The sequence below is a fragment of the Halobacillus andaensis genome (assembly GCF_014636475.1).
In the GTDB taxonomy this organism is placed as follows: domain Bacteria; phylum Bacillota; class Bacilli; order Bacillales; family Halobacillaceae; genus Halobacillus_A; species Halobacillus_A andaensis.
This window is the reverse complement of record NZ_BMEL01000003.1, coordinates 282297-303066: the sequence shown is the minus strand read 5'-3', so window position 1 is coordinate 303066 and position 20770 is coordinate 282297. Positions and strand designations below refer to the sequence as shown.

Sequence of the window (20770 nt, the reverse complement as noted above, 5' to 3'; positions counted from 1 at the left end):
GTCTATTTTCACAGCTAAGTACGAATCGTTAAACTTATGAAGGAAGAGAAGGCACAAATCTCTTTAAAGTTAGAAGAAAAGCGGTCTGTGGGGAATTTAATTTTCCCGCAGACCGCTTTTTAAAATTCTACCTTTCATGGACTTTTAGTTTTTCAGTGATCTCGTATAAACGCAGCTTATTAGCGTAGTCAAAATGCGAGGACTTCTGTGGGAACAGCACGAGTCGAAGATCCTGCAGGAAAGCGTTCTTTGCTTTTCGAGGAAGATGAGGAAGTGCCCACGGAAAGCGAAGTATTTTGACGGACGATGGTCTGGATTCTCTTTAACATAAAAAATCCGAACTATTTCTACAGAATCATTCGGATGTTTTTATGCTTTATTCAGTTTTATCGCAGCTTGATTCTTATTCCGTAGTAGACAACTGATAAAATTTTATTGTGTTGGCCAAGAGCTGGTTATAAACAGTTTCGATACTTAACTTCTTAATTTCACTAATGGTTTTGACTGAGTCATGAATCATTCGAGGATGGGTCCATTCCGTTTGGTTAAACTCCCATGGCCCGTCTGTTTCTACCATTAGTAATTCCAAGGGAAAAAGCTGGATCAGTTGACGCGTTCTCTCTTTATAAAGGCAATCGGGAGTGACAGAAACATAATAACCGTTTTGTTTCAAACGATTTATGGTAGCTGAATTCCCTTTGAACCAATGGAAGTGTGCTTTTTGTACCTTGTGTTTCTCTAATAAGTCACAAGCCATTTCAGCATCTTCATAGATAGCGTGAAGCACAATCGGTTTTTGATAGGTTGCAGCTCTCTTTATGAATTCTTCCAGGAGCTCTATATACGGTTTTAAAGAAAGAGAAGCGTCTTCCTGTCGAAGATAATAAGGAAGCCCCACTTCACCGATTGCTATAAGATCATCTTTATGCTCATCGATGAACGAAAAAATCTCATTTAAGTTGACTCGAGTAAGAAGCTGCTGTTCAGGGTGGAAACCGGCAGCTGCATAAACACGACGATGGTTTTTAGCTAATTGTAGATTGTGCGAAGAAGATGTGAAGTCGCTTGAAACCGTAATTAACCCTTTAATATGATAGCGATCGAGTTCGTTTAAGATTTGCTCCCTTTTTCGTTTATCGTACCAATCTAAGTGGATATGAGCATCTATAATCAAATGGGACATAATTGCCTCCTTCATCTTATCTAGATTTCTAGTATACGTAATTTTAAGAAGTGGAATCAATGCATAGTAAGTTGCTGTGTATTATGTGTTATAATCTGGGTAAGAAACCGAGCAGCCTAGAAAGGAGCATATGAATGTCTAAAATCTATGTGATCCACGAAAATGATGAATGGACTGAACATTTAACAAAACGTTTAGAGGAGCTTGAGCTTCCTTATGAACTCTGGCATTTGAAAGAGGGAACCGTTGATTTAAATAGTGAGCCGCCAGAAGGTGTATTTTATAATCGAATGAGTGCGTCTTCTCATACGAGAGATCATCGTTATGCACCAGAATTCGCGGAAGCTGTCCTTGCCTGGCTGGAAAGGCATGGACGAAAAGTGATCAATGGCAGCCGCGCTCTACGCCTGGAAGTAAGTAAAGTCAATCAATATATGGCTTTGAACCAAACAGGTATTACGACGCCAAAAACGATCAGCTCCGTCGGAAAAGACCATATTATCGAAGCGGCAGAAATGTTGAATGATCATTCTTTTATTACGAAGCACAACCGTGCTGGAAAAGGGCAAGGCGTACAGCTCTTTCATTCGATAGAAGCTCTGCGTGAGTACGTCTATGGCGATCGATTTGATGAACCAGTTGACGGTGTTACCCTTATTCAGCAGTATATTGAAGCTCCTGAGCCTTATATTGTTCGTCATGAGTTCATAGGTGGCCGTTTTGTATATGCGGTAAAAGTCGATACGTCTGAAGGCTTTGAACTATGTCCTGCTGATGCTTGTACAATTGAGGATTTAAATTGTCCAACGGAACAGCCTGACATAGCGAAAGGGGCTAAATTTCAAATCTTAGATGGATATTACCATCCTGTCTTAAAAAAGTATGAAGAATTTTTACGAGCAAATGATATTCAAGTAGCAGGGATTGAAGCCATTCAAGATAAGAATGGGGACTTATTTACGTATGATGTAAATACGAACACCAATTATAATTCCGAGGCTGAAGCGGTGGCAGGAAACTATGGCATGCTGGAATTGGCTCGTTATCTAGAATCGGAACTGAATAAACTTCGTGAAAAACAAACGAATGCCGGATAGTTGTACGCTTCCGTAAGTGATAAAATAATAGTGCAGCTATAGGTTTTACAAAAGTGGTTGACCATCTCCCTTTGGAAGGGAGGTGGTGAGTTGACAGATTATGAAATGGTGATGGTCGTCCTCACATCAAACCTTGTTTTGATTGGGATTGTAAAGATTGTGTTAGCGATCATCAAGGAAACAAACAGAAAAAAGTAATCCTCCATTGTGCCATCATGAGTAAGAGGGTTGCTTTTTCCAATAAAAATGGGTTGGCTTCTTTACAAGGACCTATAGCTTTTCAAACTGAGTGACTTCTTCGCTCAGTTTTTTTATAGATCTTCATAATTTCTCGAAAAAATTACGTTACATTTTTAGGAACGTTAGAGTGGGGGAGAGTAACGATATGAAAAAATTAATCATTGCATTCATTGGGATTGTCTTTTTTACGTTGGGCTGCAGTTCCAATGAACCTTCGAACGAGGAGGAACAAGTTCAGCAGGAAAATGAGACGGAAAATTTTTGGGGAGAGACGGCCTCTTTTGAAGGGGATCTATCTCATGTACATGGAGTAGGATATTTTAATAATGAAACGATCGCGTTTGCCTCTCATACGGGTTTAAAACTTTATCAAGATGAGGAATGGAAAGAAACAGAAGAGCATCGCCATGATTATATGGGATTTAATGCTGTAGAAAATGGTTTTTACACATCCGGTCATCCTAATTTGCAAAGTGATTATCCTAATCCTTTAGGTCTTCAACGTTCAGGACCTGATACGGGCGAGTTAGAAGAAGTAGCTGTAGAGGGTGAAAGTGATTTTCATATTATGGGGGCAGGTTATCAAAGTAGAGCCCTTTATTTATGGAATGAAGAGGAAAATTCACAGATGGATCTCGGTTACTATAAGAGTTTAGATGAAGGTGAATCCTGGACAACCTTCCAAGCTGAGGGCATAGAGGGAGATCCTTTTCAAATTTCGGTTCATCCTACAGATGAGCAAACCTTAGCCGTTGCTACTGGTACAGGCGTTTATTTAAGTAAAGATGGTGGAGAACAGTTCAACCAGATTTCTGATAACGGTCAAGGAAGCGGAATGTTCTTTAACGAAGATGAATTGTATTATGGTATTTATAAGGGAGAGCAAGAATTGGTGAAATATGATTTAGAAAGTGAAGAAAAAGAAACCATTCCTTCACCACCTATAAAAGACGATGCGGTGTTATATTTAGCTGTACATCCAGATGAAGAAGAAATGGTAGTATTTACAGCTCAAAATAATAGTTTTATAACAAACGATAGTGGCGGTTCATGGAGTCAGATTGTAGAAGAGGGGACCGTGAATTAAGTTGGAGGCGCTTGAATGAGAAATAAGATATCGGTGAAGTTAGGGTTGCTCTTTTTTATACTCATTTTACTGGTTGAGTTTATTTTGTTTGTCATTTTATATACAAGCATATCAAATGATCGGATCGATGAGGTGATGGAGCAGCTGTTAGCGAGAGGAAATAGTCACCGGGATGTTTTAGAAAAAAACTTTAACGCTTCTACTTTAGATCATGTGGCCCTGATGGAATCTGAAGCAAGCACAGATGTAGTCATTCTAGGGGAGGAGTCAGAAATTCTTGCTGCATCAACGGAGGTTAGAGAAGAAAAACAAGCGATTATTGAAACTCATCAAGCGATGAACCATGAATCAGAAGAAATGGTAGAAGAGCGATGGAAAACGGAACCTTATGTAGCAACAATTTCCCCGATTCTTATTAATGACCAGGTGAGGGGATACGTATATATGTTTTCCCCCTCAGAGCAAATTTCTGATATCATCTCACAATTAGCTCGACAATTTATGCTTGCTGTTGCCATAACGGTAGTTTTTACGATGATCAGTGTCATGATTTTAACGAAATTCATAACTAAACCTTTAATTAAAATGAAGGAACAAACAGAGTTACTCAGCCAAGGCAAAACAGATATAGAGCTGCAGTACAGTAATAAAGATGAATTAGGGGTCCTGGCTCAATCCATTCAGAAACTGGCTGAGGACCTTGGGCGGTTAAAGGAAGAACGAAGCGAGTTCCTTTCAGCTATTGCGCATGAATTACGCACTCCGTTAACTTATTTAAAGGGGTATGCTGACATTGTTTCAAAGCCTGGGTTAAGTGAAGAGCAAAGAGAGAAATACATTTCAATCATTAAAGAAGAATCTGTTCATTTGACTCATATGGTTCAGGAACTTTTTGAGTTAGCAAAAATGGACAATAATTCCTTTTCAATGGAGATGCAAAACGTAAACGTTGTGCCTCTTCTTCACCAAGTAAAAGATAGGCTTTATCCTGTGTTAGAAGAGAAAAAGATGAATTTAATGATAGGTAGTAAAGAGGAAGTCTATGCTCGTGTAGATCCGACTCGTTTTAAACAAGTGGTAATGAATGTGCTTGATAATGCCATTCATTACAGTCCTGCCGATACTACCGTCCAAGTTACCGTGGAAAGTGAAACTGATTATACCAAAATACTAGTGCAAGACGAGGGACCAGGTGTGCCTGAAGAAGCGGTAGACCATTTATTTGAACGTCTCTACCGAGTAGAAAAATCACGTTCTCGCGCTCATGGAGGGTCCGGCCTTGGTTTATCGATTGTAAAGGAAATCATCCATGCCCACGGAGGGGAAGTCCGAGCACGAAATGGAAGCCAGGGAGGACTGGTCGTTACAATGAAGTGGCCAAAGGAGGAGCGGAAGTGAAACGGATATTATTAGTGGATGATGAACAAAGGATGCTTGACCTTCTGAAATTATACTTAGAGCCTCACGGTTACGAGTGTGAGGCTGTACGAAGTGGTAAAGAAGCACTAGAGCAATTGGATAAGCAAGCGTACCACATCATTTTATTAGATATTATGATGAAGGATATGAATGGCTTTGAGACGTGTAAGCACATTAGGAAAAGAACAGATACACCGATTATTATGGTTACGGCCCGTGATCAAAAGCAGGATATTTTACAAGGCTTTCGTTTAGGTGCAGATGATTATATTACGAAGCCTTTTGACGAAGACATTTTATTAGCGAGAATTAATGTGCTCATCCGCCGTCAAGAAAATGGTTTGAATATTAAAAACGGGGGTCTCGAGTGGAGGGAAGAAAAGCATCAGCTGCTTTATAATGACAAAGAAATTAGTCTGACACCTAAGGAATTTCAATTAATAGGATTACTGATGAAACACCCCGGAAGAGTGTTTGAGAGAGAGCATTTAATCGAACTAATTTGGGGAGTGGACTCGTATACAGAAAGCCGTACGATTGATTCTCATGTCAGGAACATTCGTGACAAAATAAGGGTTTATGGCTTTCCGGTTGATGATTACTTAAAAACCATTTGGGGAGTAGGCTACAAATGGGAAGTCGGGAAAATTTAAAAACTCTTCCACTCTGTTAACAGAGTGGAAGAGTTTTAATGTCGTTTATTTAACCAAAGGACACCGGATTTAGCTAAACGAGGCAGTCGTCCTGTAACGGGCTGCTGCATCATATTACCGAAACCATCTGATTTACCTAATGATCCTAACGTTCCTTTTAGCTTAATTTCTTTAGGCTTGCTAGGCTCTTTATCATTGAGCAGATCAGCCAAAATTTCTCCAATTTGCTCGCCTTGCTGACCGGCTAGTTGAGCACTTGGAGAAAACGTTGATGAAGCGCAGTCTCCCACAACATATACATTTTGTCGTTCGGGCACTTGATAGAAATCATTAATGATGACTTTATCCTGCTCGTCCTTTTCAAAAGGGAGTTCACGTACTAAATAGTTTGGCCGCACACCAGCTGTCCAGATGGTGACATCATTTAGGTAGCAGATGCCGTTGTTACAAACCCCATCTTTTTCTACGTAATCTACACTCGCCTTGTGTAGTACTTCCACATCGTTACTTGCGAACCACTCTTCAACGTAGTCTTGTATTTTTTTATCGAAGGCACGTAATACCGTTTCCCCGCGATCTAATAATCGAATGTTTAAATCAGGGCGGCTTTCCCTAATTTCAGAGGCTACTTCAATCCCGCTTAACCCCGCTCCTACTACGGTCACTTTTCCATAAGCCTTTAAGTTCCCTACAGAAAATCCAGCGCTTCTTGCCTTTTCGAAGGTCTGCACACTTTCAGTAAACTCTTTCGCACCTTCAATGCCGTGGTAGTTATCTTCACAGCCAAGCCCGATGATTAAATAATCATAAGGGATCGCTTCTTTGAAGTCTTTAATTAAAATTTGTTCATCTTCTATGTCAATTTTATTGATTTCCGTATAGACATAATGAACTTGCTCGTGCTTTGGGAATTCCATTCTCACATTTTTATCTGCTTCCGTTCCAGCCGCAATCGTATAGAATTCAGTTTTCAATGAGTGATAGGGGTTGCGGTCAATAACGGTAATATGTACGTCTTTTGGCATACCTTGATCAATTAAAGTCAGTAAGGCTTTAAGACCACCGTATCCGCCACCAAGTATGACTAATCGTTTCAATCGTGACACCACCTTATGTTGCTTTAGTTAGAGTGTGAAACTTTCAGGCCGTTTATCCATCGGAAAACGCTTTCGGTTTACTTTCCACTAATAGCCTACCAAAAAACAGGTCATAAGACTAGAAAAAGTATACGATTATTCGATTTTTTTCATACTATATACCATCATGATTAGATGTATAGGATCAAGTTTTAATCCTTTAAAGGAGGGTACTTAACTACTATATAGTTATTTAGACACAAGACAGATGGAGGGTATGTAATGAGTGGAAATAATAACGTAATCGAGCAATCATTAACGGCGCTTTTAGAAGATGAAAGCTTTTTGCCAGATCTACAAGCACAAACGAGAGATCAGGCGTTCAAATCTCTAGTTGCTATTTTATCAACACCAAACCATATACATAAATCCTTTTTAAGGGTGGCTCTTGAAAATGGGACCATTGTTAGAATCCCATCTTTTCGTGTGCAGCATAATGATACATTAGGGCCGTATAAAGGCGGGATCCGTTTTCACGAATCGGTCAATGAGGATGAAGTATCGAATTTAGCACGACTGATGACGTTAAAAAATGCCCTTCACGAGCTTCCGTTTGGCGGTGGCAAGGGCGGTGTTATTATAAACCCTCGAGAGTATAGTGTGAAGGAATTAAACTTGATCTGCAAAAAATATGTACAATATTTCAATGACATTCTTGGGCCGGATAAAGATATTCCTGCTCCTGATGCAGGAACAGGAGAGCGGGAAATGGACTGGATGATGGCTGAGTACAAAAACATTCATCCTGGTGAACCTTACCGTGGCAGTTTTACCGGCAAGAGCATTATTAATGGGGGATCGTTAGGGCGGAAAGAAGCTACTGGTAAAGGTGTATATTTCACCTTTAAATACTTAATGCACAATTTCGTAAAGGATAATGAAAGATGGCTGAGTGAACAGGAGAATCGTTTTGCAATGACGGCATTACGTAATGTAGACAAAAAGTTAAAGATCGCTGTTCAAGGTTTTGGTAACTTAGGATCTGTAGCGGCTAAAGAAGCCTTTAAATGCAATGATCTGCAAAACAATGTAGTAGCTGTTAGTGATGCAAATGTGATGCTCTATAATTCAGATGGACTAGATATTCCAGCGTTAATAAGATATACAGAAGAGCACGAAGGGGATTTACCCCAAACAGAAAAAGACCTTTCGGAAAACGGAATAAAAGCTGTAGTTAAAGAACGCGACGACCTATTGGAAATTGACGTAGACATCTTAATTATGGCAGCTCTGGAAAATCAAATTTATAAAGATAACATGGAAAATATTAAAGCAGAGATCATAGTAGAAGGAGCGAATGCTCCGATTACGGAAGAAGCAGATGAGTATCTTAGTGACAAGGGAGTGTTAATCGTTCCAGATATTCTCGCGAACGCTGGAGGGGTAATTGTTTCTTATTTAGAATGGATTCAAGGGAGAGAAACGCAGTTTTACAAAGAAGAAGAAATCTATGAGCTGCTTTATAATAAAATGCAAAGTACCATGGATACCATTCTCCCTCAATTCTTTGGTGATCCTTTTCCTTTACGACAAAACTGTTATATCCATTCCGTCATGAAATTATCAACTGTTCTGTTCAGGCAAGGTAAGCTATATTAAAGTTTGCACTGACCTTTTTATAAAGGTCAGTTTTTTTAATGTCTAGGAAATTATAAAATTCCAAGCTGTGGATATATATGTTTAAAAGAGCGACATCCAGCTCCAGCGCCCAGACACTCGCGTCATAAGCAATACGCCCTGCGGAAGGGAAAGTCACCTTCCTCCTGCCGTTTTGCTTATGCGTTTCGTGTCTACCAGGGCGCTTGCGCTTTTGTTCTGAGGAATTTAAAGCGCTAACCTCTCATTTAATAGTAGGTTTTGTTAAATTTTAGTGTTTGATCGGGGCCGTTGCCTGTAATGGAATCGTTTTACCGAGCCTTTCTCCACACAAAAGTGGAACCGTGGTAGCCTGTTTTGCAACGATCAACGCAAACGTTTCAAACAACTTTTTACAAAGGTGTTGACGTCATAGCGAAGACCTTGTATGCTCTATAAGACTACTATCCCGATAAAAATGGTTGGTTTTAGATAAGGAAGGAGATTTTTAAATGAAAAAATTTGGTTTATTGGTTGTTTTGTCTTTATTTTTACTTGTTCTTTCAGCGTGCGGGTCTAATGAATCCGAAGGCGAGGATACTTCCAATGAAGATCAAAGTCTGTATGATCAAATCCAAGAAGAAGGTGTACTTACGGTTGGGACTGAAGGGACTTATGCCCCGTATACGTTTCATGATGAAAACGATGAATTGACAGGCTATGACGTAGAAGTAGCTAAAGAAATTGGGGAACGTTTAGGACTGGAAATTGAATTCGAAGAAACAAAATGGGATTCGATGTTTGCGGGACTAAATAGTGAACGATTTGATATGATTGCGAATCAGGTAGGGATTAAACCTGATCGCGAAGAAAAGTATAGTTTCTCTGAACCTTATACTTTCACTGCAGCTGTGCTTGTGGCTAAGAAAGATAATGAAAACATCCAAAGCTTTGAAGACCTAGAAGGAGCTTTATCAGCTCAATCACTGACAAGTAATTACGCAGAAATTGCCAAAGAATATGGAGCTGAAATTGAAAGTGTAGAAGGATTTAACCCTGCAATAGAATTGCTAAGAAATGATCGTGTAGATGCGACCGTTAATGATCGGTTATCTGTATTGGACTATCTAAATCAAACTGGAGACAATGCCCAAGTAGAAATTGTCGACCAAGAAGACAATGCATCTGAAACAGCAATGATGTTCCGCCAAGACAATCCTGAGCTTGTTGAAGCGGTTAATGGAGCTTTAGGTGAGATGAAAGAAGACGGTACATTAGAAGAGATTTCTAAAGAGTGGTTTGATGAAGATGTATCTGTTGAATAGTTTTTTTAGTGCACAGAATATAGAAATTTTACAAGACTCCTTTCTTCCTCTATTGAAAGGAGTCTTGTCCTATACCATTCCGCTGACGTTAATCTCATTCTTTATTGGAATCGTGATTGCTGTAGTAACAGCGGTATTCAGGATTTCAGGGATAAAAATACTGTCTGGCATAGCTAGAGTGTATGTCTCTATTATTAGGGGCACCCCTCTGCTCGTACAATTATTTATTGTGTTTTTTGGATTAGGGAATCTCGGAATAGAAGCTCTTAAATTTGAGCCGTTTACAGGTGCGGTCATTGCTTTCTCATTAAATACCGGTGCCTATGCTTCAGAAATTATTCGAGCATCTATTTTATCGATTGAAAAAGGGCAGTGGGAAGCATCATCCTCCATAGGAATGTCTTATTTTCAATCTTTAAAAAGGGTCATTCTACCCCAGGCAACTCGAGTGTCTATTCCGCCTCTTTCTAATTCGTTTATCGGTTTGGTAAAGGAAACTTCTTTAGCTTCTACGATATTGGTTAGTGAAATGTTTAGAAAGGCTCAAGAGATCGTAGCTACCACATATACCCCTTTACTTGTCTATGTAGAAGCCGCAGCGATTTATTGGGTCATTTGCTTAGTGTTATCATTAATACAAGAACGTATAGAGATTCGATTGAATCGTTATGTGAAAACGTAAGGAGTATGCAGCATGATTACTATGAATCAAGTAAGTAAACAATTTGGTGATTTAGTCGTATTAAAAGACATCAACTTAGAGGTAAAGCAAGGGAAAGTGGTTGTAGTGATTGGACCTTCCGGCTCCGGTAAAACTACCCTGCTTAGATGCTTGAATATTCTCGAACAGCCTGAACAAGGTTCAATTACAATTGATCAACAGACTGTGGATTTCTCAAAAAAAGTGAATAAAAAAGAGATCCTTTCCTTTAGAAAACAGTCAGGAATGGTCTTTCAAACGTACAATTTGTTTCCTCACTTTACCGCATTAGAAAATGTGATGGAAGGCCCTGTGACTGTTCAAGGGGTTAATAAAGCAAAAGCGAGAAAAAGAGCTGCGGAGCTTTTAGAAAAAGTGGGTCTCTCGGAGAAGTTGGACGTGTATCCTTATCAGCTATCTGGCGGCCAGCAGCAAAGAGTTGGAATCGCACGTGCTATGGCGATTGATCCAAAAGTTATGTTATTTGATGAACCTACCTCTGCTCTTGATCCTGAATTAGTTGGAGAAGTCCTGCTTGTCATGAAGCAGCTGGCTGAAGAAGGCAGAACCATGGTTGTTGTCACACACGAAATGAAATTCGCCAAAGATGTGGCCGATGAAGTCATTTTTATGGATAATGGAATAATTGTGGAGCGTGGAAAGCCAGATGAGTTGTTTTCACAACCGAAAGCGCAAAGAACAAAAGAATTTTTGAGCTTAATTAATCAATAATAGAAAGGTGCCTTCATGGAGGCACCTTTCTTAAGTTTAATTACTTTATCCACTCGTGATTGTCGATTACACTATGAAGAACACTAGTCGCAAAAGAGGGTATAACATGAAGCATATACATAGTGATGTTTTACAGTTTAGAGGCACGCATTATGATTTTGGATACAAGCAAGGCCAATTATTGAAGAACTCGTTAACAGTAAAAAATCGTGTGCGCCAATGGAAGGTGCGTAGACCTCGGTTCATAGTAGAAGAAACAGAAGTGAAAGGAGCAATCACTCGCTTTGCTCCTTGGCTATGGGACGAGCTTCTTGGTTTACGAGATGCACTGGACTGGTCCATGGAACGAGTGATGATGGAGTATGGCGGGTATCGCATCGATTATAAACGTTCAGGCTGTTCTATTATGACAGGGGACGGGTATTTTATTCGAAACTATGACTATATGCCAAAAACCTATGAAGGCAGGTATGTATTCTTTCAGCCGACAGATGGTGGCTATTCGATCGCAGGACCATCTCAGCGAATCACAGGACGAATGGATGGGATGAATGAACATGGTCTCGTCATTGGGTACAACTTCATGCATCGGAAAAAGCCAGGCGATGGATTCATTTGCTGCATGATTGGGCGCTTGATTTTAGAGTCATGTGCTAACGTAGAAGAAGCGGTGCAAATGTTAAAAGAAATTCCTCATCGTCATTCGTTCAGTTACATTGTATTTGACCGAAGCAGCCAAACATTTGTAGTCGAAGCTTCTCCGCGTGGAGTTGAAGTTCGTACTTCTAATGTGTGTACCAACCATTTCGAAATTCTGAAAAAAGAAAATCGAAACCATCTCGTTGATTCTATGAAAAGGCTTGATGCGATCAACAGTGCACGTCATCGAATAAATGATGCGTATGATGCATTTCGCCTAATGAATGACACGGATCAAGGAGTATTTTCGAAGCAGTATAGCAATTGGGCTGGTACGATTCATACGTCAGGGTATTTACCGAATGAAATGAAAACATGGTTTGCCCTTGGCGGGGATCAGGACCCCGTAGAATTCGATTTTTCGCAGTGGTTATCAGGCAAAGATTTTTCTTTAATGCAAATTACAGGGAAAGTCGATACCGATATACCGTTTGTTCATATGGATGAAGGGGCATATTGGACTGGAAGAAAATAGATGATTGATAAGCGTGATCCAGCAATTGGGGTATTTGGTACAGTGATTCCTTAAGTGACAAATACTAGTTATAGATTAACCGAACATTTTTATCAACCCTTGACTAGAGTACAGGAATTTTACTAATTCTAGAAAAAAGACGTTTAAGAAGATTCTAGATGAGGAACTGCCTAGTATAAGAAAAGGATAGTTAAGTTGAAGGTAAACGATTTTAATTCAGCAGCTTTTAGTATGATATGAAGAATACACTTGAAGGTTAGAACGGTAAGGTTGAAACGGAAAGAGCTGGCTTGATGTCAGCTCTTTTTGTTGGCTTGTTGAGCCGCATTAAGGAGAAGGGGTGATGGCTTGCACGGTAATGTCATTCCATATATGAGAGCTTGTTTAACTAGAAAATTAGAACCTTCTTTTATTGTCATGTTCGGTTCTTATCAAAGTGGGGCTGAAAGAGGCGAGAGTGATATTGATGTAGCCTTTTGTAGTGATCAACAGCATTCTACCTACAAGCTGTTCTTAATTGCTCAACAACTGGCGGATCTAATTGATATTGAAGTTAATCTCGTAGATTTACGTAATGCATCCTATATATTTCAAACTCAGATTTTTTCCAGAGGGACGGTTATTTATTGCGAAAATGATTTTCTGCGTATGGGCATGCAGATGAAAGCCTATAGTATGTATGCGCTCTTAAATGAGGAGCAGACGTGTATCGCTAATAGCATCAATGAAAGAAGGGCATAGGATGAAGGATGAGATAATCATAAGAAAAATTAACTCAATGGAACGAAGCATTCAGAAAGTATATACGGTGTATGATGATAATCCTAATGAGCTTTTAGACATGATTAAACAAGATTCCATTGTGCTTAATGTCCACCGAGCCTGTAAAGCAGCTATTGATTTATCCATCCACATTATTGCTGAATACCATCTCGGTGTTCCACAAAGTTATAGAGATTCATTCGATATTTTATATGAAAAAGGAATCATTAATCATTCGTTAAAATTAAAATTAAAAAACATGGAAGAGTTTCGGCATGTGGCCGTTGATGACAGTAAGAAGATAAACTTAAATGCCCTCAAAGAAACAGTAGAAAATGATTTAAAGGATTTGTCCCTACTTGGAAAAGAAATACTAAAATATTAAGTAGAAAGAGACAGCTTGTAGAGAAAAGATTTTCTCTACAAGCTTTTTTGCTTTTTAAAAAGAGGATGAATATTCCTTGCGATAGAAAGAGTAAAGGTTGTAGGAAACGACTCGCTTTCCATGGCCCTACACGACGTGGTGTGTTGGGTTTACATCGCAGAAAAAGATCAGGTCTTTTTTGAGGACGTGCCGAATGTAATCGAACTTCCTATTTATGACCTCTTCAGGCTAACGCCTTCCTGGTCACACCTTATTCGTATCTCCCATAGGAGTCTCGCCGTTTCCTCCAACCTTTTTCGATAGGAGGTCATTAGAACAAATGTCTTCTAGGCTTTCCTCTTATAGAGAGAAAGGTGTCACCAAGGCTCCACACTTCAATGGTTCTGATCCTCTGTTTTTAATTAAAAGGAACTTAAAAAAGTGACGACTCCTGCGGGCGAGCAGACAGGAGAGGCCCCGGAGGTCGCAGACCGAGGAGACTTTCCGTCTTGCCCCGCGGAAAGCGGCGCTTTTTCCTGTTCCTTTTCTTTAGACTCTAGTGGAGGAACCAGGGGAGACCATGTATACTTTATCCAAGCTTTTTGGACAGCCTGAGACAGCTTGAAGAAGCTGCCTCTTTCTTTATGTTCATTTAATGGAGGCATAAACTTCTTTCATTTGATCAAGATGCCGGAGCTCGTGCCATCCAATAAACTCTACCCACTGCTTTAGTGTCATATCTCCAAAAGAGGGGTGATGGAAAGCATACTTCTCTAATACTTCCTCCTCTTTATTGTGGATTAGAAATAAAGTCGTTTCACGGCTTTTGGCTAATGCATCATTTGCCTCTTGTATGGTGCTGAATTCCCCTTTTGGTTGAACTACTTCGGGTGCTTCAACTTTAAAGTCTCGATTGGTCGTTTTATGAATTGGTTTCTCTGGTGTTTCTTGAGTTGATCCTTCTTTAAGCTGCTTGCCAATTTGGTAGCTGATGAGTTGTTCCATTAAATAAAGGTGTTCAGCGATTTCAAGAATTGACCAGGATTCTTTGGCTGGCTTTTGCCGAGCATGATCATTGGGTACTTCTTTCATAAAAGTGATTACTTCCTCACGTTTTTCTTCAATGCCGTACATGACTGATCATCCTTTCAACTATCGGATGCTTTGATTTTATCATACCACCTGTTTCGTTTCTTCAAAAAACATTTCTCTATGCGTTCATCATATTTTCACAAAGGTTTATTATACTATTTCTAGACACCAAGCCGAACGGAGTTATTCTAATGATTGTACAGCCTGCACTAGCATTAAGAATCCTATCATTTGTGATCGCTATTCTTGTTTTTTGGTTTATTTCAACAAGAAAACGAGGTGATAAGAAACAAATTGTCGAAGCATTTATTTCTAATTTAACTACATGGGTTTTATTTTTTATTGGGGTGAAAGTGATAACAAAATGGGAGATTTTGCTGGATCACCCCCTTGCAGTCCTAGCTTATCCCAGCGGAACATTAGAATTTTACATTGCATCATTGCTGACGATGTTATGGCTTATCAGAAAAAGTTCTAGTTCACGTTCTTTCTTATATGAACACGTGCAGCTTGTTGCTTATAGCTTATTTATTTTTGCTTTTATGAGTGTCATTGTATTAGGGGAGCAAGGGCTCTTCCATTTGTTATTTCCCTTTCTATTTTCGATTCTTATTACACTCGTTCGTGCACCTTTAGTGATGATCATCTGCGTTTCACTGATTTCGGGCATGGCCGGTCTCGTAGGTCAAACCCCTGAAATTATGGGATATCGAATGGATGGATGGTTCTATTTCGGTATTGCCGGAATAGCAGCTTTATTATTTTTTAATGAGAAGAGGAGAGGAAGACTATGACTGACGTAACGATTTGGCTGGCTCTTGGAGCGGGGATTATTTCATTCCTTTCCCCTTGCACACTACCTTTGTTTCCGGCTTATCTTTCTTACATAACTGGTATGAGTGTAAAGGAAATTAAAGAGAATCAAAGCTTAACAGTGAAAAAGAAATTAATTTCACACTCCATTTTTTTCCTTATAGGTGTATCTACCATATTTATAAGCTTAGGGGTGAGCGCATCTTACCTTGGCGGCTTCATTCAAGGATTGTTAACGGGGGACACCGGTTTATTTATCCAACGATTAGCAGGAGTTTTTGTCATTATCATGGGGTTATTTGTGGCAGGATGGCTTAAGTTTAACTGGCTTATGAACACAAAGAGGATGAATTTTAAACAGAGATCTTCTTTTAACTATGCAGGAACTTTTTTTGCAGGGATGGGTTTCGCTGCTGGTTGGACGCCATGTATTGGACCTATTTTTGCTTCCATATTAATGCTTTCTGCAACAAATCCGACCCAAGGTATTCTATATACCGTCGTCTATGTCATAGGCTTTGCCCTTCCTTTTTTGATTTTTTCATTTTTCCTTGGTTCCACAAAGTGGATATTGAAGTATAGTGAAAAGATCTTGAAGGTAGGGGGAACGGTTATGATTGCTGTCGGCGTATTGCTTTATACGGGCTACATGACAAGAGTTTCAACCATGTTATTGAATTTGGTTCAAGACACATGGCTTTCTAATTTAGGATTAATTTTTTAAAATGAAGGGAGACCATTATGAAAAAATGGATCGTGATCATAGCTGTTACGGCTATGTTTGGATGGGCTGTGTATGACTTAGTAGAGCCTGAAGAAGAAAAAGTTGAAGTCGAAGATCAGTCAGTTTCTGAATCAGAAAGTGGAGAGAAGATGGTGGCAGAAGGACCTGCTACAGAAGAACCGGAAACGGGACTAGAAGAAGGGCAGCAGGCTCCTGAGTTTACACTAGAGACGTTGGACGGTGAAGAAGCTCAATTATCAGATTATAGAGGTCAGAAAGTCATGGTTAATTTTTGGGCAACCTGGTGTCCGCCATGTCGTGCCGAAATGCCTGATATGGAAAAATTTCACCAAAATGAAGATGTACAAGTATTAGCTATTAACCTAAGTGAAACAGAGTCATCGATCGGTGAAGTGGAAGAGTTTGCAGACGAATTTGATTTATCATTCCCTATCTTAAAGGATGAGAAATCTGAGGTCGCTGCTCAATACGAAGTGAATCCTGTTCCAACTTCTGTGTTTATTGACGAAGATGGTAAAATACAATCCGTTATGATGGGGGCTATGAATTACGATATGATGCTTCAGAGATTAGAGGAATAATAGGAGTGGCTTAGACGGTGATGAATCCTAAAATATTAGTCGTTGAAGATGATCGTAAAATTTCTAACTTAATTAAAATTTATTTGGAAAATTACGAGTACACAGTAGTACAAGCGTATGACGGTGAAGAAGCAAAAGAAGTGTATCTTCAGCACTCTCCATGTTTGATTATATTAGATTTAATGTTACCAAAGGCAAGCGGTGAAGAGTTTTGCCAATGGGTTAAAAAAGGAGAAATGGATGATCCGGCGGTCATTATGCTATCAGCTCGTGCAAAGACAAATGACAAAATAAACGGTCTAAGGATCGGCGCAGATGATTATATGACCAAACCGTTTAGCCCTGAAGAGTTAGTAGCCCACGTGGAAGCCGTTCTCAGGAGAACAGGGCACTTTTGTCAAAAGATAGCGATTGATGGTCTGGTCATTAAACCGAGAAAAGGAGAAGTTACTTTAGGTGGAAAACAGATCGAACTGACGAGTTATGAATTCAATTTGCTTTACTTTTTAATGGAGCACCCAGAACAAGTTTTTTCTAGAGAACAGCTTGTTCATCAAATTCACCCTCATGGAGAAGCCGAAATTATGACGCGCACGATAGATGCCCACGTGAAAAAGCTGCGGAGAAAAATAGAAGAAAACCCTTCACAGCCCTGGCGGATCTTAACTGTCAGAGGGATGGGGTATAAATTAAATGGAATTTAAGCGTTCACGTTTATGGGTGAAATTAACGTTTCTAAATGTGCTGCTATTAGTAGGACTCGTTTTATTTTCTGTGCTTACTGTTTATACAACAGCCTGTTACTTAGCTTCAGATATTGGAGGGATTCAAGAAGGGAGACAGCTGTCGTTCAATTCTTCTTTACTCACTTATTCCTGGTTGATTAGTGCTTTTGTTATTCTTATAGGCGGGGTTTTATATGCGATCACTACTAAAAGAATGCTGCGTCCGGTGAAGGACTTAAAAAGTGCTATGGAAAAGTTGAAAACGGGTAACTATCCGGAATCTATTTCTTCACAATCCAATGATGAAATCGGAGAGTTGGTTGGCCATTTTAATCATTTAATTGTGATGCTTCAAAAGCAAGAAGAAGAAAGAAATCGGATATTAGGAGATATGTCCCATGAATTAAGAACTCCTCTATCTAATTTGAAAGGGTATTTGGAAGCGTTGAATAAAGGGTTTATTAGTGGAAATCAAGAAATATATAAATTGCTGGCAGAGGAAACGGAGAGGGTCACAGGTTTAGTTCAGCAAGTAGAACTTGTAAAAGAATGGGACAAATCCTCTCATCCATCTTTAGAAAAAGAATCTATTCAGGTGAAGGAATTAATTGAACAAGTGGTTCAATTATTTGAATGGGAGTTAGAGCAAAAGAAGGTGCCGGTGAAATATAATATCGAAGAAGTACCACTTCCTCTCCATCGAGAAGGCATGCAGCAAGTTTTAACAAACCTCATGGATAACGCCATAGCCTATCATAAAGGAGCTGATCCAATAGTAATTAAAGGAGAAGCCTTGCATGAGGAATATATCATTTCATTTTCAGGAGAAGGTCAATTTATTCCAATCGAAGAAAAAGATAAAGTATTTGATCGATTCTATCGGGTAGATACGGCTAGAAGCAGAGAAGAGGGTGGTACAGGCTTGGGCTTAGCCATAAGTAAAGAAATAATGGAGCGCCATGAAGGTACGTTAGAACTGCAAACGAATGGATACTACCATACATTTGTGGTTAAAATTCCGATAAAATAAGAGGTAATGTGTGGAAGATTCGCACATTACCTCTTATTTTGTAGAAAAATACGGTAATAATATGGGTTATTTGTCTTATTTGCTTTTATGCTTTGGTCTGATAATTTAGAAAAGGACCTTTCCACACTAAATGCCATCGCCAACATTAATTTGGCTGAATTTTCCGACACATAAACTTCTATAGTAGCTCATATATAGGAGTAAACGAGCTTTACAACTAAGAGCAAGGAGGCGAAAGTTAAATGAACTTAACGATTAAAATATTCATAGGTTTAATTTTAGGTGCCGTTATTGGTTTAGTTTTAAACCTTACTTCACCAGATCTATTTACTCGATTAGATACGTATTTATTTGATCCATTAGGAACTATTTTTCTTAACTTAATTAAAATGCTTGTTGTTCCGATTGTGTTCTTTTCCATTACGCTTGGGACAGCTTCATTAGGTGATCCAAAGAAGCTGGGGAGAATCGGTGGAAAAACGATAGGTTTCTTCTTAATATCAACAACCGTTGCCATTTCGATCGCTTTGCTTTTAGCCTTCGTATTTGAGCCAGGTAATGCGAACATAGATACATCAGGTGCTAATTATGAGCAGGAGGAAGAAGCACCAGGTGTAGTCGATACATTTACGAACATTATTCCGGAGAACCCGCTGCAATCTATGGCAGAAGAAAATATGCTGCAAATCATCACGTTCGCCATTTTTATAGGATTGGCTTTAGCCATGCTTGGTCAGAAAACAGCTGGTATATTCAACTTGATTGAGCAGGGTAATGAAATTATGATGTGGCTTGTTAACTTAATCATGCGTTTTGCTCCATATGGTGCTTTTGGGTTACTTGCTTCTGCCATTGGCGAAATGGGAATTGATGGCATGAAAGCGATGTTTGCCTACATGGTCCTCGTCCTTGCTGGATTAGTTATTCATGGTGCTCTTTTCTATGGGTCTATTGTTTATTTCATAGGGAAGATGAATCCAATCTTTTTCTTCAAAAACTTCGTCCCTGCAATGACCGTGGCGTTCAGTACGTCAAGCAGTAGTGCTGTACTCCCTATTTCTATGAAGACAGCACAGGAGCGACTCGGCGTATCAAAACCGGTGAGCAGTTTTGTACAGCCGTTAGGCGCCACCGTTAATATGGATGGTACCGCGATTATGCAGGGGGTAGCTACATTATTTATTGCTCAAGTGTACGGCAGTGAGTTATCATTTGCTCAATTAATTATGGTTGTATTAACTGCGGTTCTCGCAAGCATCGGTACCGCTGGTGTACCAGGTGTCGGATTAATCATGCTGGCAATGGTATTAAGTCAAGTTTCTCTTCCTGTTGAGGGCATTGCCCTTATTCTGGGAATTGACCGTGTACTTGACATGGCTCGTACAGCGGTAAACATTACAGGAGATGCAGCTTGTGCCGTTGCGATTGACAAGTCAGAAAAAAATAAAGAGGACCCCCATCCTACAGTAGAAAAACCTGTATAATGATAAGGAGCTTACTTATTTGAAGTAAGCTCCTTTTTATCTTCTGTTTTTCAAAAATAGTGGCAGGGTATAAAAGAAATATTATGAGCTAGAGAGGTGAATGTTCCGTTGAGTTTTCTGTTCACGAAAGAAGATATGACAAATACAGAAAAAGTCCCTCATTGGGTGACGAGAGAGTATGAAACCTTCCGTGATATCGTAACTGATAAAACCTTTCCTTGCTATTTCGGCATGTCAGCGGAGAAACGCGGAGAGCTAAGTTATTCCTATATTACTCACCATAATTGGGATCATCTCCCTGATACGATAGAATCGTTCATCCGTTTATTTGATGAGCAAAAGCGAATGATCAGGCACGGATTTTTTTTATTTGTAGAACCAGAAAAGCATGTAAAATCGATCCCTTATTACAGAGACTATTTCTGGGAAATCTTGCAGTACTTACATAACCATGATCACAAGCCTTGGCCAAAAGATTACCCGACAGATCCTGACCATCATCTATGGGCCTTCTCGTTTGCAGGGGAACCATTTTTTGCTTTTGGAAATGCGCCCGCCTATAAACAGAGAAAGACAAGGGACTTAGGAAACAGCCTGGTCTTAGGTTTTCAACCAAGGCGTATTTTTGAAGGATTAGAAGGGACTTCAGATGGCGGCATCATGTCACGAGAGAAAGTAAGAGAGCGGGTGGAGAAATGGGACCAACTGCCGAAGCATCCGAATATTAGCCACTATGGTGATCCGGACCATCGAGAGTGGAAACAGTACTTTATTGGAGATGACGTTGAACCTATTCGTGGTCAATGTCCGTTTAAGCATAAATAAAAGAGGCCGTGCCCACGTAAAGCGATGT

21 protein-coding genes are annotated in these 20770 nt (G+C 39.6%); 18 read left to right on the top strand and 3 right to left on the bottom strand.

Annotated features, from left to right (window positions below; all coding sequences use genetic code 11):
• Window positions 1-403 precede the first annotated feature (403 nt).
• Window positions 404-1183 (bottom strand): TatD family hydrolase, encoded by a 780-nt coding sequence (locus IEV27_RS12875; protein ID WP_188377901.1) that lies wholly within the window; start codon window positions 1181-1183, stop codon window positions 404-406.
• A gap of 134 nt (window positions 1184-1317) precedes the next feature.
• On the opposite strand from IEV27_RS12875, the gene IEV27_RS12870 reads away from it, so the two are divergent.
• The 4 genes from IEV27_RS12870 to IEV27_RS12855 all read left to right on the top strand — a co-directional run bounded on the left by IEV27_RS12870 (window position 1318) and on the right by IEV27_RS12855 (window position 5679).
• Entirely contained in the window at window positions 1318-2280 is a 963-nt protein-coding gene (locus IEV27_RS12870) for an ATP-grasp domain-containing protein (RefSeq protein WP_188377900.1), read from the top strand.
• 385 nt (window positions 2281-2665) lie between these two features.
• A complete protein-coding gene (locus tag IEV27_RS12865) occupies window positions 2666-3607 on the top strand; it encodes a F510_1955 family glycosylhydrolase (protein WP_188377899.1) in 942 nt (313 codons plus the stop codon).
• 15 nt (window positions 3608-3622) lie between these two features.
• On the top strand, window positions 3623-5005 hold the full coding sequence (locus IEV27_RS12860; RefSeq protein ID WP_188377898.1) for a sensor histidine kinase: 1383 nt from the start codon (window positions 3623-3625) through the stop codon (window positions 5003-5005).
• Window positions 5002-5679: a response regulator transcription factor gene (locus IEV27_RS12855; protein WP_188377897.1), complete on the top strand. Its 678-nt coding sequence runs from the start codon at window positions 5002-5004 to the stop codon at window positions 5677-5679. Before IEV27_RS12860 ends, IEV27_RS12855 begins: the two co-directional genes overlap by 4 nt.
• A 35-nt stretch (window positions 5680-5714) precedes the next feature.
• Here IEV27_RS12855 and IEV27_RS12850 read toward each other — a convergent pair whose 3' ends face one another.
• A complete protein-coding gene (locus IEV27_RS12850) occupies window positions 5715-6776 on the bottom strand; it encodes an NAD(P)/FAD-dependent oxidoreductase (RefSeq protein ID WP_188377896.1) in 1062 nt (353 codons plus the stop codon).
• A 261-nt stretch (window positions 6777-7037) separates the two neighbouring features.
• Here IEV27_RS12850 and IEV27_RS12845 point away from each other — a divergent pair, with 261 nt between their 5' ends.
• The 7 genes from IEV27_RS12845 to hepT all read left to right on the top strand — a co-directional run bounded on the left by IEV27_RS12845 (window position 7038) and on the right by hepT (window position 13468).
• A complete protein-coding gene (locus IEV27_RS12845; RefSeq protein WP_188377895.1) occupies window positions 7038-8414 on the top strand; it encodes a Glu/Leu/Phe/Val family dehydrogenase in 1377 nt (458 codons plus the stop codon).
• A 488-nt stretch (window positions 8415-8902) separates the two neighbouring features.
• Complete coding sequence (locus IEV27_RS12840) at window positions 8903-9715, top strand: amino acid ABC transporter substrate-binding protein (RefSeq protein ID WP_188377894.1); 813 nt, start codon at window positions 8903-8905, stop codon at window positions 9713-9715.
• The gene (locus IEV27_RS12835) at window positions 9693-10397 is read left to right on the top strand and encodes an amino acid ABC transporter permease (protein ID WP_281063598.1); all 705 of its coding nucleotides are present in this window, start codon (window positions 9693-9695) and stop codon (window positions 10395-10397) included. The genes IEV27_RS12840 and IEV27_RS12835 overlap by 23 nt, the downstream gene beginning before the upstream one ends.
• Before the next feature lie 12 nt (window positions 10398-10409).
• Window positions 10410-11147, top strand: coding sequence for an amino acid ABC transporter ATP-binding protein (locus IEV27_RS12830; protein ID WP_188377893.1), 738 nt, complete (start codon window positions 10410-10412; stop codon window positions 11145-11147).
• 106 nt (window positions 11148-11253) lie between these two features.
• Window positions 11254-12321, top strand: coding sequence for a C45 family autoproteolytic acyltransferase/hydrolase (locus IEV27_RS12825; RefSeq protein ID WP_188377892.1), 1068 nt, complete (start codon window positions 11254-11256; stop codon window positions 12319-12321).
• A gap of 348 nt (window positions 12322-12669) precedes the next feature.
• Entirely contained in the window at window positions 12670-13062 is a 393-nt protein-coding gene (mntA, locus tag IEV27_RS12820; protein WP_229735291.1) for a type VII toxin-antitoxin system MntA family adenylyltransferase antitoxin, read from the top strand.
• Between the two features lies 1 nt (window position 13063).
• Window positions 13064-13468, top strand: a complete 405-nt coding sequence (gene hepT / locus IEV27_RS12815; RefSeq protein WP_188377891.1) for a type VII toxin-antitoxin system HepT family RNase toxin — start codon at window positions 13064-13066, stop codon at window positions 13466-13468.
• Between the two features lie 627 nt (window positions 13469-14095).
• Here hepT and IEV27_RS12810 read toward each other — a convergent pair.
• Window positions 14096-14581 (bottom strand): DinB family protein, encoded by a 486-nt coding sequence (locus IEV27_RS12810; protein ID WP_188377890.1) that lies wholly within the window; start codon window positions 14579-14581, stop codon window positions 14096-14098.
• 149 nt (window positions 14582-14730) lie between these two features.
• Here IEV27_RS12810 and IEV27_RS12805 point away from each other — a divergent pair, with 149 nt between their 5' ends.
• From IEV27_RS12805 to IEV27_RS12775, 7 genes are all read left to right on the top strand, one after another.
• The gene (locus IEV27_RS12805; RefSeq protein WP_188377889.1) at window positions 14731-15333 is read left to right on the top strand and encodes a hypothetical protein; all 603 of its coding nucleotides are present in this window, start codon (window positions 14731-14733) and stop codon (window positions 15331-15333) included.
• Window positions 15330-16076 carry a cytochrome c biogenesis CcdA family protein gene (locus IEV27_RS12800; protein WP_188377888.1) on the top strand — a complete coding sequence of 249 codons (747 nt, stop codon included), beginning with the start codon at window positions 15330-15332 and terminating at the stop codon, window positions 16074-16076. Before IEV27_RS12805 ends, IEV27_RS12800 begins: the two co-directional genes overlap by 4 nt.
• A gap of 17 nt (window positions 16077-16093) precedes the next feature.
• Window positions 16094-16678, top strand: coding sequence for a peroxiredoxin family protein (locus tag IEV27_RS12795; protein ID WP_188377887.1), 585 nt, complete (start codon window positions 16094-16096; stop codon window positions 16676-16678).
• Window positions 16679-16698: 20 nt separating this feature from the next.
• Window positions 16699-17382, top strand: coding sequence for a response regulator transcription factor (locus IEV27_RS12790; RefSeq protein ID WP_188378256.1), 684 nt, complete (start codon window positions 16699-16701; stop codon window positions 17380-17382).
• Window positions 17372-18433: a sensor histidine kinase gene (locus tag IEV27_RS12785; protein ID WP_188377886.1), complete on the top strand. Its 1062-nt coding sequence runs from the start codon at window positions 17372-17374 to the stop codon at window positions 18431-18433. The genes IEV27_RS12790 and IEV27_RS12785 overlap by 11 nt, the downstream gene beginning before the upstream one ends.
• A gap of 242 nt (window positions 18434-18675) precedes the next feature.
• Window positions 18676-19917, top strand: a complete 1242-nt coding sequence (locus tag IEV27_RS12780; RefSeq protein WP_188377885.1) for a dicarboxylate/amino acid:cation symporter — start codon at window positions 18676-18678, stop codon at window positions 19915-19917.
• A 135-nt stretch (window positions 19918-20052) separates the two neighbouring features.
• Window positions 20053-20742, top strand: a complete 690-nt coding sequence (locus IEV27_RS12775) for a YqcI/YcgG family protein (protein ID WP_188378255.1) — start codon at window positions 20053-20055, stop codon at window positions 20740-20742.
• The last annotated feature ends 28 nt before the right edge of the window (window positions 20743-20770 follow it).

Coding starts and splice junctions, on each gene's coding strand:
- IEV27_RS12875 (WP_188377901.1), bottom strand. CDS start 1,183: ATGTCCCATTTGATTATAGATGCTCATATCCACTTAGATTGGTACGAT.
- IEV27_RS12870 (WP_188377900.1), top strand. CDS start 1,318: ATGTCTAAAATCTATGTGATCCACGAAAATGATGAATGGACTGAACAT.
- IEV27_RS12865 (WP_188377899.1), top strand. CDS start 2,666: ATGAAAAAATTAATCATTGCATTCATTGGGATTGTCTTTTTTACGTTG.
- IEV27_RS12860 (WP_188377898.1), top strand. CDS start 3,623: ATGAGAAATAAGATATCGGTGAAGTTAGGGTTGCTCTTTTTTATACTC.
- IEV27_RS12845 (WP_188377895.1), top strand. CDS start 7,038: ATGAGTGGAAATAATAACGTAATCGAGCAATCATTAACGGCGCTTTTA.
- IEV27_RS12840 (WP_188377894.1), top strand. CDS start 8,903: ATGAAAAAATTTGGTTTATTGGTTGTTTTGTCTTTATTTTTACTTGTT.
- IEV27_RS12835 (WP_281063598.1), top strand. CDS start 9,693: ATGAAGATGTATCTGTTGAATAGTTTTTTTAGTGCACAGAATATAGAA.
- IEV27_RS12830 (WP_188377893.1), top strand. CDS start 10,410: ATGATTACTATGAATCAAGTAAGTAAACAATTTGGTGATTTAGTCGTA.
- IEV27_RS12825 (WP_188377892.1), top strand. CDS start 11,254: ATGAAGCATATACATAGTGATGTTTTACAGTTTAGAGGCACGCATTAT.
- hepT (WP_188377891.1), top strand. CDS start 13,064: ATGAAGGATGAGATAATCATAAGAAAAATTAACTCAATGGAACGAAGC.
- IEV27_RS12810 (WP_188377890.1), bottom strand. CDS start 14,581: ATGTACGGCATTGAAGAAAAACGTGAGGAAGTAATCACTTTTATGAAA.
- IEV27_RS12805 (WP_188377889.1), top strand. CDS start 14,731: ATGATTGTACAGCCTGCACTAGCATTAAGAATCCTATCATTTGTGATC.
- IEV27_RS12800 (WP_188377888.1), top strand. CDS start 15,330: ATGACTGACGTAACGATTTGGCTGGCTCTTGGAGCGGGGATTATTTCA.
- IEV27_RS12795 (WP_188377887.1), top strand. CDS start 16,094: ATGAAAAAATGGATCGTGATCATAGCTGTTACGGCTATGTTTGGATGG.
- IEV27_RS12790 (WP_188378256.1), top strand. CDS start 16,699: ATGAATCCTAAAATATTAGTCGTTGAAGATGATCGTAAAATTTCTAAC.
- IEV27_RS12785 (WP_188377886.1), top strand. CDS start 17,372: ATGGAATTTAAGCGTTCACGTTTATGGGTGAAATTAACGTTTCTAAAT.
- IEV27_RS12780 (WP_188377885.1), top strand. CDS start 18,676: ATGAACTTAACGATTAAAATATTCATAGGTTTAATTTTAGGTGCCGTT.
- IEV27_RS12775 (WP_188378255.1), top strand. CDS start 20,053: ATGACAAATACAGAAAAAGTCCCTCATTGGGTGACGAGAGAGTATGAA.